Below are 15,616 nucleotides of genomic sequence, written 5' to 3' on the forward strand. Positions count from 1 at the left end.
TGGAACAGTTAATATCATGAAAAAGACAGCATTAGTCATCAGCTTATTGGCAGCAAGCTCTGCCGCTCAAGCTGATTGGTTTTATCGAGGCACCAGCAACGGCTGGGCAACTAGCGCTTTAGAACTTGTTTCGGGCAGTGAATACCGAACTTGTCAAAGCTTTGGTGCTAACGATCCACGCTTTAAAATTGATCGCTTTGGCGACTGGAACGAAGCTTACCCAAGCGCAGATGTTCGGGTAGACGCCAATAAAAACTACGAAATTCGCTTCTTTAGCGACAGCAAAAACATCACCACCACAGAAGTGGCCACTTGCGGAGATGTAGAGCCACCTGAAGATAGCTGGTTCTACCGCGGCACCTCTAATGGCTGGGCAACAACAGAAATGACCAGCACTGATAACGTCAACTTCTGTACTACTCAGAGTTTTGCCAACGATGACCCACGCTTCAAAATCGACCACTATGGAGACTGGAACGAAGCTTATCCAAGCGCAGATTACACCGTTACCGGCAATGCCAGCTACCAAATTTGCTTTAACGCTGGCTCAAAGGCAATTACGGTAACGCCAGACGACGTTACGGATACTCAAGCACCGGTGGTTACGGCTAACCCAGCAGCCGGATCTTACACCGAAACTCAGCAAATCAGTTTGAGTGTGAGTGATAATCAAGACAGCTCACCGTTGATTTACTGCACTACCGACGGCACTACACCAACAGCAGCTTCCAGCCCCTGTAACGATGCCAGCTTTACCGCCAGTGATGTAGTAAGCGATGGGGTAGATTTAAGCTTGAAGGTATTTGCCATCGATGCCAGCGGCAACTCTGCCTTAAGCACCTTTGACTACACCATTAGCGATGCGCCAGCAGATACTTGGTATTTCCGTGGCACGCCCAATGATTGGCAAACCACCCTAATGACCAGCAGCGACGGTAATAACTACTGCACAACCCAAAGCTTTGGCAGCAACAATCCACGCTTTAAAATTGACCATTTTGGCGATTGGACTGAAAACTACCCTGGCGCAGACGTATTAGTAGACGCTAACTCTACTTACCAAATCTGTTTCAACGCCGCCACCAAAGCAGTAAACACTGTTAAACAAGGCTGCGAGCCAAATTGTGCAACAGAAACTGAAACTCTTGGTGCAATTTACTCACCACAAAGCACCACCTTCTCGATTTGGTCACCAGATCATAGCAATGTGAAAGTGCTAGTTGATGGCGTAGAGCATAGCTTGCAAGCCGTGCCAGACTTCGCCGGTTACAGCCAAGTTTACCAAGTGACCGTAGATGGTGATTTACACCTGAAACCTTACACCTTTCTAATCAACGGTGTTCAAGTACGCGACCCCTACGGGAAAATGGCGCAGCCAGGCACTGGCGATTATGAAGCCATTAACATTGTAATGGATATGTCACGTACCGAACCGGTGGGCGGCAGGGCTGCTCGTCCTGCCTTAATTGAACGTGAAGATGCCGTGATTTATGAAGTGCACGTACGCGACTTTACTATCGACTCAAGTTCAGGCGTGAGCGCGGGTAACAACGGTAAATACTTGGGTATGGTTGAAACAGGTACCAATATTAACGGTGTTAGAACCGGAATTGACCACCTAAAAGAGCTAGGCGTTACCCACGTTCAACTGTTGCCGGTATACGACTTTGCCACCTGTGATGGCCTGCCAGACAGCGACCCTTGCTACAACTGGGGTTATGATCCACGCAACTTTAACATTCCCGAAGACCGCTATTCAGCTGTTCCAACCAACTATGAAGAGCGAGCGCGTGAATTTAAAACCATGGTTAATGAATTCCACAAAGCTGGCATTCGAGTAATTATGGACGTGGTCTACAACCATACCTTTGATGACGAAATGTTTGAGAACATTACTGGCCAATACTATACCGCCACCGACTTATCTGGCACTGGCAACTCAATTAATGCCGACGTTCCTATGGTAAGCCGAATGATCCAAGATTCTTTAGCCTACTGGGTAGACGAATATGGAATTGATGGCTTCCGCTTCGACTTAATCGGTATCTTCTCTTATCAAGAAGTAGAGAAATGGGGTCGTCACCTAAACGACACCTTTGCTGACCGCAAGTTATTGATTTACGGCGAACCATGGAACGGCTATGCCACCGACCCGCTGGAAGGCCAACGTGTGCGCTATGGCACCACCCATCATATGGCCGACGAGCATGTAGGTGTATTTAATGGCGCATTCCGCGAATCATTAAAAGGCTCTAATGACGATACTCGCACTGGCTATATGTTTAACAATGTAGATGCTGCTGAATCTGGCTGGGCGATTTACGATGGCTTTCAAGGCTCTCCGTATAATCCCAACGACGGACGCAACAGCACCTGGTTCCGCAATTATGCAGCTGACCCAGAGCAAAGCATTAACTACATTTCGGCCCACGATAACTTTGGCCTGTGGGACAAAGTCTACTTAAGCACTTCAAGCAATGTGCAGCAAAACAGCTCACATCAGGTGATTAGCTTTAACCCTCCTAGCGATTTAACTTACCCGAAACGGGTGGTTAATTTTGGTATGGGCATGATACTAACCAGCCAAGGCATCCCTTTTGTGCACGCTGGTGATGAATTCCTTCGTACCAAAACCAATAATCAGCAAATTAGTAATCCTTCGGCTTGGAACTACGGCGCACATGGCGGTACTCACAATACCTACAATGCCCCCGATAGCTTCAATGCCATTCGCTGGTCGAACAAAGCGGATAACTTGGCCACCTTCAATTACTTCCAACAATTAATTGAACTACGTCGTAAGCATGCGGGACTGCGCATGAATACCAGCCAAGAAATCGCCCAATACTTAAATGTGAGTCGTCCCGAACAGTTTGCTGGTCAAGTGATTACCGGGCACATTACTGACCCAAGCGATAGCCATAATCTGTTTATTGTGTATAACAGCGGCAATAACCAAACAGTAAGTTTGCCAGCAGGAACTTGGACCAAAGTGGCTGATGCCAATGGCGCAGTTAACACGGCTAATATCTCAGGTAGTACAGTGGTAGAAGGCACTGCGGTTACGCTATTTACTCAAGCTAAATAAGCGCTACGCTAAGCCTAAATACAAAAGCCCAAGTGTTTAGCTTGGGCTTTTTAGTTTGTGCAACAAAGCTAATTACAAAGCCCTAATGCAGCGTTAAAGCGGTCTAGAAAATCAGGATGTTTATCTAACCAAGAGCTTGAGAAATACCCCGACAAGTTCGCTTGGCTAAGGTACCTAGTTTCAATTTTTCGGGTAACGTGGCCGTGATCTTTTTCGTTTTCGTAGATCTCAAAAGGCGCAACAATTGCGTCAATGCGTTCTAACTGCATTAATTCAAATAAGATGTGGTAATCGTAGCGAGTAAGTACATTGGGATAACCATGCTTGGTGAGCCAGCTGTGCATCGCCGAACCATGTAATACGCCTATTTTCAGCTCTTTCATTGCAGGGCTGTGAAGCTCCGCATCAACAACTTTCAAACTAAATAGGCTGCGATAAGTGACAATCAGTGGCTCACTGGCAGTTGCAAATCTATCACGCTCGGCACTGCGATTTAATACAAAAACGCCATCAAATTTTCCCGCCTGCAGCTCTTTAATCGCTCGATTAATCGGCCTCACGTCAACCTGATATGCCTGCCCCATTTCAATTAAACTGCATTGCATTACGTCAATCATTGAGCCACTTAAAGCGTCACCATTTACCACTTGATAAGGCGGCAAATGGTGAGTAACCAAGCGCAAGGTATCTGCTTGGCTCAAGGTAGAACCAAGCAGTAATAGGCCTAAGCAACACCATCTCTTGTGCTTCACTAATTAATGTCCCATAACAATTCAAATAGTTGCTCTTAAATATTAGTAGTTTAGTGGGCTCTTATTGGCTTTTTTTTAAGCTCAAGGGCTTTTTTTCAGAACGTGACCGCAGACACGCTTAAAAAATCTGTTAATAGAACAACCAAGTTTCATAATTTCTTATAACAAATTTAACGAATAAGCTTTAAGCATCTTGAACATTTTTTCAGCAATCGTGAGCTGTAGGGCTGATATGTTTAAGTGCGAAGTGAACGCCGTTCTCTTCAGACCTAGTAATCTGTCAGTGCATTACTAGTAGCATTTTCCTTTCCTTTCTGGATGAATTACCAAGCCCCGCCTTTTACGGCGGGATTTTTTTTGCTTGAAGCCCGCCATTAATTACAATATTGTCATTATCATCTTTGAGACGCTTAACTCAGCCTTTGATAAGGAATTTAGATAAGCGTGACAGAAATAACAAATCACCAAGAAAGAGATTCTTATTCCCTTTAAAACGCGTATTTTTGAAATGGAAGTAGTTACTTAGCCGATTCAGTATGAAAAAAATCACCGATACCGAACTAATTAGAAGTGCCAATCGCCGAGACATTATTCAAACTCTGCGCCTCCATGGTGAACTGGCACGTGTAGAAATTGGCGACCACACCAAATTAAGTCCCGCAACCATCACTTCGATCACCTCTGAGCTAGTTCAACAAGGCTTAATTATTGAGCAGAATGTAGTGTTAGATCCCAGTGGTGGACGCGGTAGGCCAAAAGTAAAACTACAACTGAATAACCAAGCAGCCTTCTATCTAGCCATAAAGCTATCGATTAACGAAGTGCGCTTTATGCTGGGAGATACCTCTGGCACCATCGTTGCGCAAGCGACTCAAGCAATGTTAACGGTCACGCTAAACCAAGAACAACTGGTTGACGCCCTGTCTAAAGCCATCGAAGAGTTTATTCAGCATTATGAGGTTAAACGCAGTAAACTGCGCGGCCTTGGCTTAGCAGTGCAAGGAGTTATAGAAACACAAGGTAAGGGCATATTGTGGAGCCCGGCCATCAAGGGTAAGCAACTGGAACTGGTTGAGCAACTGCAGCTAAAAAGTCAGCTACCAGTGTTTATTGCCAACGACGCTAATTGCCTCGCCGTGGCCTTAACTCAACGGCCTAAATACAGCAAACTGGATAATCTAGTCGCTATCCAACTCGGCTACGGGGTTGGCATGGGCTTGATTGTTAACGGCGAGCTTTATCAAGATGCCAGTGCAGCCACTACCGAATTTGGCCATACCAAGTTTAGCTTAAATGGTCCGCAATGCCGCTGTGGCGGACGAGGCTGCATCGAGGCCTATGTAGGTGACTACGCCATTTACCGCGACGCCAGTGCTATTTACAACTTGCCACCCACCGACATGCTGCACCCTTCAGAAAAACAGATGCTCGACTTAAACCAACTGACCGAGCCAGACAATCCAGCAATGGCACAGATTTTCTCCCAAGCCGGTACCGTGTTAGGCATGGGTTTAGCCAACATAATGGCGCTGTTTAACCCACAAAAAATTGTTATCTCGGGTCCGGGAATTCGCGCATACGAACACATCAAAGAGTCAATGCTGCGCACCTTTAACGACAACTTATTGCCTTATCACCAAGCTGAGAACGTGGTGGAGAAACACAATTGGGACGAAGACATGGCGGGCCTTGGCATGATAACCATCATGCAGCAACATACCGACTAAACCACTAAGCAGAAAAAGGGAGCGGCAAGCTCCCTTTTTAGTTACGTTTAGTTTAAGCGCGAGAGAATAGACGTTTGCTTAAGTAATGCCCCAATAACATGCTTAACAAAAACCAATAAATAGCGGCTTCTCCACGCAGCAAACTGGCCACCGCAGGCCCAGGGCAAATGCCTACCATTCCCCAACCTATACCAAAGATAATCGAGCCAATGATCAGTTTAGGGCTAATCGTTTTAAGCGTAGAGCATTGAATAGGCTCGCCATTTACCGCATGGCTTCTTGGTTTAATCAGAAAATGATAAAAAGGTACGAACACCAATAAGGCTCCACCTATAACAAAAGCCAAGCTAGCATCCCAATTACCGCTTACATCTAAGAAATTAAGCACTTTATAGGGGTTAACCATTTGCGACACATTCATGCCCAAACCAAACAACAAACCGGTGATTAAGCCAACCACTACCTTAAACATAAGCACCTCCAGCTAACCACACCACTAAAGCCGCGCTAAGCATAAATACCATAGTCGCCACTATTGAGCGCAATGAAAAGCGGCCAATCCCGCAAATTCCATGACCACTGGTACAGCCATTCGCAAGCTGAGTGCCCACGCCAACGGCAAAGCCACCAGCCAATAACCAGCCTAGTGAATAATTAGGTAATGGGGCTTCGCTTAATCCAAACAAGGGGTTAAATAGCAAGCTGCCAGCCATTGCAGCAATAAACGCTACTCGCCATGGCCATTCACTCTTCGATGCGCCAAATATCCCACCTAATATGCCGCTAATACCGCCTGTGCGGCCACTAAGCAGCATCAATAAAGATACCGACAGGCCTAATAACATTCCGCCTATTAAGGCGCTCCCTGGGCTAAATTCGGTCATTTATTACTCCACCAATTAAATCAATTACAAAACTGCTGCTGCAAGCTAGCTAATAAGTTTTTCACCTTAGCGTCAGCCAAGGAGTAAAACACCGTTTGCGCTTGTTTACGCACTGCCACCAAACCTTGTTCTCGCAGCACTTTTAAGTGCTGAGAAAAAGCCGATTGACTATTGCTACTGTGAGCCAGCAGCTCACCAGCACTCATTTCTCCATCACACAATAAACACAAAGCAACTAAACGGTCTGGATGGGCGATGGTTTTAAGGTAACTACTCACCGTACGAGCTTGCTCATGCAAAACATCATGACTTTGCATATACACCTCCTCAATAGGGTGAATTATACGGCCCCCTTTAAATTAGTCAAATCTAATTTAATAAAATCTTATTTAGTCAGTTGTGTTTTAGATTTATCTAATATAATCTAATTACAAATAGCGAGTGAGCAAACTTATTACTCAGGATCTACATCAATAGTTTAATGCGAGATCTTGATTAAGCTTTAGCTAATTCGCTCACAGATAGTGTTTTAATACTGGAGATAAACATGACTAAGATTTTAATCATTGGCGGTGTGGCAGGCGGCGCTTCAGCAGCAGCTCGCGCTAGACGTTTAAGTGAAGACGCAGAAATCATTATGTTTGAAAGAGGTCCATACATCTCGTTTGCTAACTGCGGCCTGCCCTACCATATTGGTGGAGATATCGAACAACGCGATGCCTTGTTGCTGCAAACTCCAGAGAGCTTTAAAGCGCGATTTAATGTAGGTGTGCGAGTAATGAATGAGGTGGTTAGCATTAACCGCCAAGACAAAACGCTGACTATTCGTAACTTAGAGACTCAAGAAAACTACCAAGAAAGTTACGACAAATTGGTACTTAGCCCAGGCGCTTCGCCTATCGTGCCGCCGATTCCTGGCATCCAGAACTCACGTACCTTCTCGCTGCGTAACATACCTGATATGGATAAAATCATTGCCAGCATAGAGCATAATCAGCCAAAACATGCCACGGTAGTTGGCGGAGGATTCATTGGTATAGAAATGGCCGAAGCACTGATTCAACGCGGCATTAATACCAGCTTAGTTGAATTATCTGAACAGATAATGGCACCGGTTGATCGTGAAATGGCCACACCACTACATCAAGAAATGCAGCACCATGGGGTAGATTTACGCCTAGGCGTAGCCTTAGAAGCGGTATTTCCAAGCCAACAGCAGGTTGCCGATGAACTAGCCAACGTTGACGAACAAGGTTTAGAACTGCGTTTGAGCAATGGCGACCTACTAGAAACAGAATTGCTGATTATGGCGATTGGGGTCAAACCTGAAACTAGCTTAGCGCGTCAAGCCAACTTAAGCATCGGCGAATTAGGCGGCATAAAGGTAAACAGCCAACTGCAAACGTCTGATCCCGATATCTACGCGGTAGGTGATGCCATTGAGGACCCAGAATTTGTTACCGGCGATGCGGCACTGATTCCATTAGCAGGCCCAGCAAATCGCCAGGGCCGAATGGTTGCCAACAACATCTTTGGCGCAGGCGAGCATTATAAACGCAGCCAAGGCACCGCAATTTGTAAAATATTTGATATCGCGGTGGCGTCTACCGGTCTTAACGAAAAAACCTTACAGCGCAAAGGCATCAACTACCAAAAAGTGTATGTGCATGCTGCTAGCCATGCGGGCTACTACCCTGGCGCTCACCCTATTAACCTTAAGTTATTGTTTAATCCAGACAGCGGTGCAATTTTGGGCGCGCAAGCGGTGGGTAAAGATGGCGTAGATAAGCGCATCGACGTAATTGCAGTAGCCCAGCGTGCTGGTCTTACGGTCTTCGATCTACAAGACTTAGAGCTCACTTACGCTCCGCCTTTTGGCAGCGCTAAAGACGTAGTAAACCAAGCTGGTTTTGTTGCAGCAAACAGCATTAAGGGCGATACGCGCTTGTGCCACAGTGAGGAAATTAGCAACCCAAGTGAGCAGCAAATCATTTTGGATGTACGAAATCCAGGTGAATTGGAAAAGCTAGGTGCAATACCAGGCGCGATTAATATTCCGGTAGACCAACTGCGCGAGCGGATTAACGAACTGCCTAAAGACAAGGAGATTTTGGTCTACTGCATGGTGGGTTTACGAGGCAACGTGGCCTATCGCCAACTGCTCAATCACGGTTTTAAAGCTAAAAACTTAACCGGTGGTTATAAGACTTGGTTAGCTAATCAGTAGCCATAAAAAAGCCCGGTGAAAACCGGGCAAAAGCTGAGACGCATAAAAACAAACTATTGCGCGTTAACCGTAATGTCTTTGGTCGCGCTATTGAAGTTGATGCGATAAGTGGTGTTGTCGGATACTTGGTAATCCGCAGTTGGATACGCTTCTGTCCAGTTACCACTATCTATCTTAAAGCGTGCTGGCGCTTCTTCGCCGGCAAAACTTTGAATGGTGTAATACAAACCTGTTGCACTATCGTAATCAAGCTGCGCTTTACCCCATCCATTAGCAGTACCACGGAAATACCATAGCTCATCACCACCATTGTCAGGGTTACCACCAACACAGTTTGTTGCCGCTACCCAACTACCTTGGGCATAACACAATGCATCACCGGCGGTGTTTAGATCCGCGGTTTGATTAGCGCCACTATCGTTAAAGATAATGTTTAAGCTGCTTAACTTAGTGCCAAAGTCATGGCAGTAGTAAGCACCTTTTTGCACCATTGCCACACCTGGCCATTGCGCATTTGCAACTGGGGTTTCAGCTGAAACAGCCCAATAGTAAAGTGTTGGATTATTAAAGCCAGCCTGGTTGTCGTAGCATACTTCGGTGCCACCAACAGGGTCTGGATCGGGCTCAGGATCAACCACTACCACTTCAAAGCCGCAGTCTTGCAAACTGCTCCAGCTACCATCTTTGTAACAACCCGCGCCGGCTACCGTTAAGTCTGCTGTTTTGTTAGCGCCATTATTACTAAATATGGCGTTTATGCTGGTAAGCTCTACACCTAAGTCATGGCATTTAAAGTCACCATTGGTTTGCATGGCAACACCAGGCCAATCTGCATCTGCCAAGCTACCTGCTGGCTGGGCGCCCCAGTAGTACAAAGTGGGGAGATTTTCTGATGTACAAACAGAAGTAGCCACTACTGGCGTAGCGGGTACTGGGTCAGTTCCGCAGTCAGAAGTACATGGGCAATCAGCGCCAGTACACACATCACCAATTTTAGCCCCTACATGAATAGCAGCTGCGCTGTCTCCAGCTACGCTAAAGTTAGCTTGACCACCGCTTACGGTAATTACCGCTTGGCCACTTGAATCTGAGGCTTGATTACATTGGCCTGTGCTCTCATCAAAGTCAGCTTCGATAATATTACAGTACTGCCCATCTGGCATGCCGGTATCAAAGCTTTGGTTAATTGAGCCGCCAAAACGTTTGTTAATAACCACAAAACCTAAGCCGCCACGACCAAAGGCGATTTGATCATTTCCGCCCTGCCACCAATTAGTAATACTCCATTCACCAGCAGTATGGTTACGGAAGGCCACCATGTTAGCAATGCCGCGCCACTTGTGCTCACACACCCAGTTGCCGCCATCAAAACCACAAGCATTACCGGTGTGTACGCCGCTACTTGGTGGGCCAGCATCAAAATTACCGTTGAAGTAGTAACCCGACATTATTTTTGGATAGCCGTAAGGGTAGGCCAGCGCAAAAATGTTAGCTAAGAAGTAACCGTCACCTTGCACTCCATGCCAAATTGGACCACCTGGGTTATGGCGCTCTTCATCGTGGTTAGTCACAAAGGTCACCGCATCGGCGCTAGATAGCTCCATTTGGTTGGCTAAATCACCTAACCACGCAATGTTACTGTCGCGAAAAGCCGGGCCTAACTTACGGGCAAATTCAAATTCGGTCACATCTCCAATGTAAGTATATTCCGTTGGACGAACTGGCTCGCCAGACGCGCCAATCACCTCTTGGAAGATATAAGGATTACCATTTAGCTTGCCTTTAATCGCGGCAATGTCGCCGGCAGGGATATGCTTGGCCGCATCAATACGAAAACCTGCCACACCCATGCTCATAGCATCGTTCATGTAATCAGCGATTTTCTGGCGAACATAATCGGAGCCAGTTTTAAGATCGTTTAATCCCACTAAATCACAGTTCTGTGTTTGCCAACGGTCACTGTAATCAATATCACTGGTACAAGAATTAAAGTCGTTTGAACTATAGGGCACTTCTGGGAAGTTTCGATCCCAAGCGGCCATGTGATTAATCACAGCGTCCACGTAGATATCTACCCCAACATTTTTACAACGCTGCACCATGTCTTGAAACTGGGCTCGATTGCCGCTACGGCCTTCAAAAGCATAGCTAACCGGCTGATAACGCGTCCACCACGCATTGCCATCCACCGATTTAGTTGGAGGTGAGACTTGCACAGCGGCAAAGCCTTTAGGGCCAAGGAAGGTTTCACACTCTTGCGCGATATCTTCCCATTTCCATTCGAAGAGGTGTACAAAGGCGGTTCTTGGTGCCGCCGTGACGCTGGACGCAAAGCCCAACGCCGCGCTCGCTAGCAGAGCGCTAGTGGCGAGTTTGCTAAATTTTCTCATTGTTACTTTCCCATGTAATCTTAGAGCGTCTCTTAAAGACTTAACCCACCGCCACTCTGTGGTGTTTTGCGATGAGGAGGCAGACTAACCATTGGAAAGAACCACAAGTAAAACCTAATCTTAACTATCCATAGTCAATTTACCGCTTTTTAATCTACGCCTATTTTTTGTTCGATGAAGATGGCTGAGTATTTATTGAGCATCAGCTCACAAACAACTCTCCATTTGGTGAATGATGTTTGACATTGATCAAACTTCAAACAAATATCCTTTTATAAAAGCTCCCAAACCACCTTTGCAAACTAATAATCTGCAAATAAAGCGCTCCGAATTAACTTACAACCCGCCCTACAGACGGCATAAACACTGAGCTTGATAGCTGTTGCTATGAAAAACAGCTAACTACTCGAATCGAATAAGAGGGTTTACAATGCAGGTAATTCACAGCAGTTAAAGAACTTAATCATGAACAAACAGTGGTGGCATTCGGCGGTTGTTTATCAGGTTTACCCACGCAGTTTTTGCGATAGTAGTGGTGATGGCAACGGCGATTTACCGGGCATTATTAGCAAGCTAGATTATCTAGAAAATCTTGGTATCGACCTAATTTGGCTATCGCCAGTTTACCTCTCTCCGATGAAAGACAATGGCTACGACATTGCTGATTACCAAGCCATCGATCCACGCTTTGGCAACATGGACGATATGCACCAATTAATCGCTCAAGCCAAACAGCGTAACATCGGCATAATGATGGACTTGGTACTTAACCATACCTCCGACCAACATCATTGGTTTAAGCAAGCAAAACAAAGCCGTGATAACCCTTATCGTGATTACTATATTTGGCGTGACCAAACCAACTCCATTGGTTCTATATTTGGTGGTCCAGCTTGGCAATATGACTCAAAAACTGATCAGCATTACTTTCATTTATTTGCCGATGCTCAACCCGATCTCAACTGGGAGAACTCAGCGGTAGCCGAAGAAATTCAACAAATGATAAGTTGGTGGGTAGAGCAAGGTGTGGCGGGCTTTCGCTTAGATGTGATTGATTTAATCGGCAAACAAATTGACCAAGGTATTACCGAAAATGGCCCGCGTTTACACCCACTATTACAACAAATGCACCTAGCTTGTTTCAAGGGTAAAAAGTTGGTTACGGTAGGCGAAACCTGGGGGGCAACACCCGAGATAGCCAAGTTGTATTCCGATCCGCGTCGCGAAGAGCTATCGATGGTATTTCAATTCGAACACGCCGCCTTAGACTGGCACCCCGAACATGGAAAGTGGCAAGTACAAGATTTTGATTTAGTTGCCTTAAAAAAGGTGCTCAGCAAATGGCAAACCGCCTTTGATGGTGATGGCTGGAACGCCTTATTCTGGAACAATCACGACTTACCACGCATCGTGAGTCGCTGGGGAAATGACGGCCAATACCGCGAAGCGAGCGCCAAGTTGTTCGCCACTTTACTGCATGGAATGCAAGGCACGCCTTACATCTATCAAGGCGAAGAAATTGCCATGACCAATGTGCAGTTTAACCAACTCGATGACTACCACGACATCGAAATCAAAAACAGCTACCAAGAAAAAGTGCTTGAGCAAAAAAGCTTAAGCCACCAGCAATTTATGCAAGGTGTCTATAAAAGCGCTCGCGATAATGCTCGCACGCCAATGCAGTGGGATAACTCCGAAAATGCAGGCTTTAGTTGTGGGCAGCCTTGGCTCAGACTTAATCCTAATTATGCTCAAATTAATGTCGCCGCCGCGCTGGATAATCCAAACTCGGTGTACTATCACTACCAGCGTTTGATTGCCCTGCGAAAATCTGAAGAGTATGGCGATACTTTAGTTTACGGCAGCTACCAGCTACTGCTCCCGGAGCATCAACAGGTGTTTGCTTACCTTCGTCAATATCAGGGTCAGCGTTTATTGGTGCTGGCCAATGTATCTGCGCAACCACAAACGCTTAACTTAGATTACCAACTAGAGAAAGTGGTGCTGGATAACCTTCAGCCAGAAGATGAATTGGAGGTTGATTTAGCTCAGCTCTGCTTAGCGCCTTACCAAGCGCTTATTTGCACGCTAGCGGATTAAACAGCGATGCAGTATTGAGCGAGCTAATTGGCCAACGATACTTAGCACTTTACTCGGCGGTAAAGCGCTAAGCCGTTAGTAGTTTATTCGCTAAGGGTGTATTGCTCTGATAAACGATGGCACAACCACTTATACAAATTAAACGCTTTTGGGCTGTTGCTAGTGGGTAATAAATCATCGTCTAGAAAAGCTTCACCCTTAAAGGTAAGCACATCACGTTGCTGTGACACTTCACGAACTTCTATCCCAGGAATAAAGTCTTCGTGCTCACGCAGTAGCTGATTGGCCAGATCAATCAAATCTTGTTGGCTTATTGCTTGTTTAGTCATCACACCATGAGTATTTGGGTAAATATGAATTTTAGCATACACAGATGTGCCAACTTACCCTAGTGCTAAGATCAAAACTTATGGCGCTTTTCTCAGCTTAAAAAACTGAGAAAAAACGCAATAAGCCAAGTAGCTAAACCGCTTGTTTTTTACCGCGCCATTGTTGTATCAATAAGCCACTAATAATCAACACTAAACCTAAGTAGGTGGCGGGTTCTATCACCTCGTTCAGAAAATAGCTGATAAAAAACAGCGACAAAAATGGCGATATAAAAATCAGGTTGCTGATACGAGCAGTATTGTTAGTAAATTTTAATGCCAATACCCAACAAACAAAGGCGATGCCCATTTCAAATAGGCCTACATAAGCAGCGCCCAGCCAAGCCTTTGCATTAAAGCTAGGTAAACCATCACTCCACCAGCAATAAGCCAATACCATGGGTAGACTAAAGCAAAAAGCCACCAGCAAGCTGGCTACAGGATCGCCGGAGTTACGCGTATTAATGATCCAATAACCGGCCCACAACAAGGTGCTAAACAATGCCAATACTACGCCAAGCACACTATCAAACTGCATGCTGAGCAAGTCACCCCGGGTAGCAATCACCAGCACTCCAAAATAGCCAAATGCCATGGCAATAAGATCTTGTTTACGCAGTTGCTGTTTTAAAAAGGGCACGGCCAACAAGGCCAAGGTAATCGCCCAAGTGTAATTAAGTGACTGAGCCTGCTGAGCAGGCAAGAGTTCATAGGCTTTGAATAACACCAAATAGTAAAGAAAGGGATTAATCGCTCCCACCAGCAAAAAGAAGCTAGGCCGCTGCTTGGCATAGCTGAGTGCCAAGGGCAGTTTGCGTTGCCACAACAACACGCCACTTAATAGCAATATGGAAGTGATTGAAGCCAGCAATACCAATTGAATGGGGCTTAGCCATTGCAGTGCCAGTTTAAAAGCAGTGGCTACAGTAGACCACATTAACACTGCACTTATGCCAAACGCATAGGCTTTCGTTTGTGTATTCATTATTACTTTACTATTTCCTACTAAGGCGCTCAGTGTATTCGGCATAACTGGCTAGAACAAGCCTTTAACAAACGAATCTATCGCCTAATCCAAAAATCTTAGCTAAGGAAATAAAAGCCTTAAACAATGCGCAAGAATGGAAAAGAAAATTGTTCATAAACTGACTAAACTGATTTCAAGTCAAGTATTTGAGTCCAACATGGCAAGCCAACAGCAACGCATCAATGCAGTAAAAATACACCTAGAGCAAAGGCTTGATAGCCCACTGGATATTGAACAGCTGGCTTCTTTAGCCTGTGTTTCACGCTTTCATTTTTGTCGGCTATTTCATGCTTATGTAGGTGAGAGCATTTATGCTTATCGCAAGCGTTTGTTGTTAGAGCGGTCCTTAAACCACCTTAGGTTTAGTCAGCAAACATTAGTCGATATCGCCAGCCAAAGTGGTTATCAAAACCAAGCATCCTTCAACAAAGCGTTTAAGCAACAGTTTGAACAAACGCCACTGCAGATAAGAAACCAAGCTTGGCTTGAGCCTAAGCAGCATCCGGTAAAACCCAACAAGTTCCCCCCTCAAGCGGCCGGCCAAGTTGAGGTAATAGAACTCGCGCCACAATCGGTGTTAAGTAAGCGAGAACTAGGCCCTTATTTACAAGCCGCTCCCAAAGCCTGGCGCCAGCTGCTTAACGCTTGCAATGGCATGGGCTTAGATACTCAGCAAGCTACTATGCTTGGCGTCTCCTACGATGACCCCAGCGTCACCCACCCAGAGCAAGTGCGTTTTGATGCTTGCTTAAGTTTGCCGATTGAACAACCAAGCCCCGAAGCCTTGCCCAGCACTTCACAACTGGCCGAACTGGACATACAACAGCTCACCTTAGCGGGCGGACTATTCGCCAAGCTGCGCCACTACGGAGGCTACGCCAACATACCTAGCAGCTACCAAGTTGTATTGCGCGACTGGCTGCCGCAATCAAGCTATCAACTTCGAGATGCCAATTGCTTAGAAATCTACCACAATCAAACTGCCGATGACGTCCCCGAACAAACCTTAATAACAGACATTCTACTGCCCATTCACTAAGCGAAGATAAATGC

12 protein-coding genes are annotated in these 15,616 nt (G+C 45.8%); 5 read left to right on the plus strand and 7 right to left on the minus strand.

Annotation, left to right across the window (positions count from 1 at the left end; all coding sequences use genetic code 11):
* The first annotated feature begins 16 nt into the window (after positions 1-16).
* On the plus strand, positions 17-3,088 hold the full coding sequence (locus K5609_RS19715) for an alpha-amylase family glycosyl hydrolase (protein ID WP_221075112.1): 3,072 nt from the start codon (positions 17-19) through the stop codon (positions 3,086-3,088).
* 68 nt (positions 3,089-3,156) lie between these two features.
* Here K5609_RS19715 and K5609_RS19720 read toward each other — a convergent pair whose 3' ends face one another.
* Entirely contained in the window at positions 3,157-3,840 is a 684-nt protein-coding gene (locus K5609_RS19720) for a substrate-binding periplasmic protein (RefSeq protein WP_221075113.1), read from the minus strand.
* A 536-nt stretch (positions 3,841-4,376) separates the two neighbouring features.
* Here K5609_RS19720 and K5609_RS19725 point away from each other — a divergent pair.
* Positions 4,377-5,567 carry an ROK family transcriptional regulator gene (locus K5609_RS19725; RefSeq protein ID WP_221075114.1) on the plus strand — a complete coding sequence of 397 codons (1,191 nt, stop codon included), beginning with the start codon at positions 4,377-4,379 and terminating at the stop codon, positions 5,565-5,567.
* Positions 5,568-5,619: 52 nt separating this feature from the next.
* Here K5609_RS19725 and K5609_RS19730 read toward each other — a convergent pair whose 3' ends face one another.
* The 3 genes from K5609_RS19730 to K5609_RS19740 are packed head-to-tail and all read right to left on the minus strand — an operon-like array spanning position 5,620 to position 6,768.
* Positions 5,620-6,039 (minus strand): DUF6691 family protein, encoded by a 420-nt coding sequence (locus K5609_RS19730; protein ID WP_221075115.1) that lies wholly within the window; start codon positions 6,037-6,039, stop codon positions 5,620-5,622.
* Positions 6,032-6,451, minus strand: a complete 420-nt coding sequence (locus K5609_RS19735) for a YeeE/YedE family protein (RefSeq protein ID WP_221075116.1) — start codon at positions 6,449-6,451, stop codon at positions 6,032-6,034. The genes K5609_RS19730 and K5609_RS19735 overlap by 8 nt, the downstream gene beginning before the upstream one ends.
* Before the next feature lie 20 nt (positions 6,452-6,471).
* Positions 6,472-6,768 (minus strand): ArsR/SmtB family transcription factor, encoded by a 297-nt coding sequence (locus K5609_RS19740; protein WP_221075117.1) that lies wholly within the window; start codon positions 6,766-6,768, stop codon positions 6,472-6,474.
* A 230-nt stretch (positions 6,769-6,998) separates the two neighbouring features.
* Between K5609_RS19740 and K5609_RS19745 the strand changes: the two genes are divergently transcribed.
* The gene (locus tag K5609_RS19745; RefSeq protein ID WP_221075118.1) at positions 6,999-8,678 is read left to right on the plus strand and encodes an FAD-dependent oxidoreductase; all 1,680 of its coding nucleotides are present in this window, start codon (positions 6,999-7,001) and stop codon (positions 8,676-8,678) included.
* Positions 8,679-8,731: 53 nt separating this feature from the next.
* Here the strand turns inward: K5609_RS19745 and K5609_RS19750 are convergent, their stop codons facing one another.
* A complete protein-coding gene (locus K5609_RS19750) occupies positions 8,732-11,068 on the minus strand; it encodes a starch-binding protein (protein WP_221075119.1) in 2,337 nt (778 codons plus the stop codon).
* A gap of 465 nt (positions 11,069-11,533) precedes the next feature.
* Between K5609_RS19750 and K5609_RS19755 the strand changes: the two genes are divergently transcribed.
* Positions 11,534-13,168, plus strand: coding sequence for a glycoside hydrolase family 13 protein (locus K5609_RS19755; protein WP_221075120.1), 1,635 nt, complete (start codon positions 11,534-11,536; stop codon positions 13,166-13,168).
* Positions 13,169-13,251: 83 nt separating this feature from the next.
* Here K5609_RS19755 and K5609_RS19760 read toward each other — a convergent pair whose 3' ends face one another.
* Both K5609_RS19760 and K5609_RS19765 read right to left on the minus strand, forming a co-directional pair.
* The gene (locus K5609_RS19760) at positions 13,252-13,539 is read right to left on the minus strand and encodes a DUF2498 family protein (RefSeq protein ID WP_205472780.1); all 288 of its coding nucleotides are present in this window, start codon (positions 13,537-13,539) and stop codon (positions 13,252-13,254) included.
* 91 nt (positions 13,540-13,630) lie between these two features.
* Positions 13,631-14,521 carry a DMT family transporter gene (locus tag K5609_RS19765; protein WP_221075121.1) on the minus strand — a complete coding sequence of 297 codons (891 nt, stop codon included), beginning with the start codon at positions 14,519-14,521 and terminating at the stop codon, positions 13,631-13,633.
* Positions 14,522-14,657: 136 nt separating this feature from the next.
* On the opposite strand from K5609_RS19765, the gene K5609_RS19770 reads away from it, so the two are divergent.
* Positions 14,658-15,602: an AraC family transcriptional regulator gene (locus K5609_RS19770; RefSeq protein ID WP_221075122.1), complete on the plus strand. Its 945-nt coding sequence runs from the start codon at positions 14,658-14,660 to the stop codon at positions 15,600-15,602.
* Positions 15,603-15,616 lie beyond the last annotated feature (14 nt).

Origin of the sequence: Agarivorans aestuarii (assembly GCF_019670125.1) — a bacterium.
GTDB classification, from domain to species: Bacteria; Pseudomonadota; Gammaproteobacteria; order Enterobacterales; family Celerinatantimonadaceae; genus Agarivorans; species Agarivorans aestuarii.

Bases quoted from the DNA above. Each gene is read 5' to 3' on its own strand.
- K5609_RS19745 (WP_221075118.1), top strand. From the start codon at position 6,999: ATGACTAAGATTTTAATCATTGGCGGTGTGGCAGGCGGCGCTTCAGCA.
- K5609_RS19740 (WP_221075117.1), bottom strand. From the start codon at position 6,768: ATGCAAAGTCATGATGTTTTGCATGAGCAAGCTCGTACGGTGAGTAGT.
- K5609_RS19765 (WP_221075121.1), bottom strand. From the start codon at position 14,521: ATGAATACACAAACGAAAGCCTATGCGTTTGGCATAAGTGCAGTGTTA.
- K5609_RS19715 (WP_221075112.1), top strand. From the start codon at position 17: ATGAAAAAGACAGCATTAGTCATCAGCTTATTGGCAGCAAGCTCTGCC.
- K5609_RS19755 (WP_221075120.1), top strand. From the start codon at position 11,534: ATGAACAAACAGTGGTGGCATTCGGCGGTTGTTTATCAGGTTTACCCA.
- K5609_RS19750 (WP_221075119.1), bottom strand. From the start codon at position 11,068: ATGAGAAAATTTAGCAAACTCGCCACTAGCGCTCTGCTAGCGAGCGCG.
- K5609_RS19770 (WP_221075122.1), top strand. From the start codon at position 14,658: ATGGAAAAGAAAATTGTTCATAAACTGACTAAACTGATTTCAAGTCAA.
- K5609_RS19735 (WP_221075116.1), bottom strand. From the start codon at position 6,451: ATGACCGAATTTAGCCCAGGGAGCGCCTTAATAGGCGGAATGTTATTA.
- K5609_RS19725 (WP_221075114.1), top strand. From the start codon at position 4,377: ATGAAAAAAATCACCGATACCGAACTAATTAGAAGTGCCAATCGCCGA.
- K5609_RS19730 (WP_221075115.1), bottom strand. From the start codon at position 6,039: ATGTTTAAGGTAGTGGTTGGCTTAATCACCGGTTTGTTGTTTGGTTTG.